The sequence below is a fragment of the Endothiovibrio diazotrophicus genome (assembly GCF_054657215.1).
Map to the genome: position 1 here is coordinate 1 of NZ_BAAHXB010000230.1, position 2,579 is coordinate 2,579.

2 protein-coding genes are annotated in these 2,579 nt (G+C 50.3%); one reads left to right on the forward strand and one right to left on the reverse strand.

What is annotated here, in order from left to right; genetic code table 11:
• Nucleotides 1-316, reverse strand: a 316-nt coding sequence (locus ACYQ2W_RS25930; RefSeq protein WP_459873913.1) for a nucleotidyltransferase domain-containing protein, incomplete at its 3' end; no start/stop codon positions are given.
• A 672-nt stretch (nucleotides 317-988) separates the two neighbouring features.
• Between ACYQ2W_RS25930 and dnaK the strand changes: the two genes are divergently transcribed.
• The coding region (gene dnaK / locus ACYQ2W_RS25935; RefSeq protein WP_459873915.1) for a molecular chaperone DnaK at nucleotides 989-2,579 on the forward strand (1,591 nt) is incomplete at its 3' end.

Below are 2,579 nucleotides of genomic sequence, written 5' to 3' on the forward strand. Positions count from 1 at the left end.
GGGTAACCGGCACCCGGCCGGCGATCGCCTGGAGTTCCTGCTCCACCCGCTCCCACAGGCCGTACTGGCGAACCTGCGCCGGATCGGAGACCACCACCAACAGGTCGTAGTCCGAGAAGTAACCGTGGAGCGGGTCCTCGACCCAATCGCCGCGGGCGTAGCTGCCGAACAGCACCACCCAGTCGAGGGCCACCGCCGCGCAGAGCCGCTCGGTGATCGCCTGGAGCTGAAGCCGCTTGGGCTCGGGCAGGTGATCGAGGGTTTTGGTGAGGCAGCGGGGAGCGCTGTTGGGGGAGTCGGTAGGGAGAGTGGTCATGGCGTGGGGTGTCAATGAAGTGAGCGTGTGGTTTTCCACAGTATCGGGAAGGCGACGACGCCTTTCAAGGGAGGACGAGTAATTTCCTCTTCCGTCTGATAATCAGTCAGAAATTTCCTATAGGTGCCGCCACCGGAGCCGCTGGAAGCGGAGGGTGTCGAGGCGTTCATGCTTCGCGTGGTCGGCATCGATATCCACCGCTGTCCGGTCTGTGGGAACGGGCGGCTGCGGTGGGTGGCGGAGATCGCCCCGTTGCGCCGACCGCCGGCGACCGGTCCTCCAGGGGGATAGGATGGAAAAGAGACGACAGCGAATCGATCGTGGACGTTCAATTTCCAGCCGGCGCGGAAGGGCATGGAGCGGGCGATTCTCGGGAATTGACCGATTCGGGAGGCTTTGGGATAGTGGACGGACATGGAATTTGGCCGGAGTGCCACAATGGATACCCAGTCCCGCTCCCCGTTTCTACCGCTGCTCTGCGAACACCCACCGTGCGGGAGTTCGTGTCCCGATAGTTTTCCCATAGCCATCAAGGCCGTGCCGGGCGGTTCAGTCCAACACGCCTTATCCGACCCGCGCGGATGGGGCGGTGGGCATGCGCTGGCTTGGGTGCCGGCGCGGGCCGGATAAGATCCTGTGCGTTAGCAACTGAACACAGGAATCGTACAGTAAATGACCTATGCAGTTGGCATTGATCTGGGAACTACTAGTTCACGCATTTCTGTCTTTCGTGACGGGGTGCCAGTGATAATTGAAAATTCTGAAGGCGATGGAACCACCCCGTCTCATGTTGCGATATCTGATGATGGAAAAATATTAATTGGAAACTCAGCGAAAAGGTATGCCCTAAAAGATCCAAAAAACGTTATTTACTCTGTCAAGCGCTTGATAGGTCGTAGATTTAATGACCCTGTTGTGCAGCAATTAAAGAGTTTTGTGCCCTATGAGATAGTATCTTCCGACAACGGAGACGTTCGGGTGATATTACAAGGAAATCAATACTCGCCTGAAGAGATTGCGGCTTTCACACTACAGAAGCTAAAAAGGTCTGCCGAGATATTCTTACGAGATAGCGTTACTGATGCAATAATCGCAATTCCGGCATATTTCAATGATTCTCAGAGAAAATCTACTATAGATGCGGCAAAAATTGCGGGATTTAATGTTCTGGGTCTTTACGCCGAGCCAACATTAGCAGCTGAGTCATACGGCAAAAAACATATTCGAGATGAAAAGATTGTAGTTTACGACTTAGGCGGCGGTACATTTGATATCAGTATTGTTGAAATTGCGGAGGTTGATGGGGAGGCGCAATTCGAGGTATTGTCAACTAATGGGAATACATTTCTTGGCGGCGAAGATTTTGATTTGAAAATCATAAACCACATAGCTAATGAATTTAAAAAAAATAATAAGATAGATTTATTGAGCGACCCTGTCGCGATCCAGCGACTAAAAGAGGCTGCTGAGAACGCCAAGATAGCTTTGTCAACGGAAATTGTTACAGAACTAGATCTTCCGTTTATCGCCACGGATTCATCGGGCCCCATTCATCTTAATTATATACTAACAAGAAAAATTTTGGAAGAGTTAATAGATGACTCTGTTAACAATGCGATTGACATTTGCAAAAGAGCACTCAGGGACGCAGGCTGGACGCCGAAAGATATTGATAATGTTATATTGGTAGGCGGAAGTACAAGAATCCCTCTCATTAGAGATTCATTGGCCAATTTATTCGGGAAAGAGCCTCTGGGCGAATTGAGAAGAGAAGACCTAGTGGCTTTGGGCGCTGCCATTACGGCAGGCGTAAAAACGGGACATGTTAAAGACGTACTGTTATTGGATATCCTTCCTTTTTCCATCGGTGTTGAAACTTGGGGCGGGGTAGCCACGAAGTTAATTGAACGTAATGCCACGATCCCAACAAAGGCTTCGCAAACATTTTCAACCGCTGAGGACAACCAAACATCTGTCACTGTCCATGTCGTGCAGGGGGAAAATGAATTCGCTTCCGCTAACTATTCCCTCGGTCGTTTTGAACTGTCTGGCATACCCAAAAAGCCCAAGGGCATACCCCAAATAGAAGTGATTTTCGACATTGATACAAATGGCGTCCTTCATGTTACAGCAAAAGACAGAGACAGTGGAAATCAGCAGCGCATACAAATGCGATCGCGTAGTGGACTAAGTGAAGTAGAAATCGAAGAGTTGACCAAGAATTTTTCTTTTTATGAAAAAGGCGTAGTAGTAGGCATATCCC